Source organism: Citrobacter sp. Ce006 (assembly GCF_030336535.1).
In the GTDB taxonomy this organism is placed as follows: Bacteria; Pseudomonadota; Gammaproteobacteria; order Enterobacterales; family Enterobacteriaceae; genus Citrobacter; species Citrobacter europaeus.
Genome location: NZ_JAOWDO010000014.1, coordinates 1 through 281, shown reverse-complemented (window position 1 = coordinate 281; position 281 = coordinate 1). Strand labels below are relative to the sequence as shown.

Below are 281 nucleotides of genomic sequence, written 5' to 3'. Positions count from 1 at the left end.
CTCAGAAGTGAAACGCCGTAGCGCCGATGGTAGTGTGGGGTCTCCCCATGCGAGAGTAGGGAACTGCCAGGCATCAAATTTAGTGTGCTGATATGGCTCAGTTGGTAGAGCGCACCCTTGGTAAGGGTGAGGTCCCCAGTTCGACTCTGGGTATCAGCACCAGTTTTTCGGTTAAAGTTCGGCACTTAGAAAAGAATTTGTCTGGCGGCTGTAGCGCGGTGGTCCCACCTGACCCCATGCCGAACTCAGAAGTGAAACGCCGTAGCGCCGATGGTAGTGTG

General features: G+C 54.8%; 1 tRNA gene and 1 rRNA gene. Both read left to right on the top strand.

What is annotated here, in order from left to right:
• Nucleotides 1-86 precede the first annotated feature (86 nt).
• A tRNA-Thr gene (locus OGV94_RS00065) sits at nt 87-162 on the top strand.
• 38 nt (nt 163-200) lie between these two features.
• Nucleotides 201-281 (top strand): 5S ribosomal RNA (gene rrf / locus OGV94_RS00060); the annotation flags it as partial.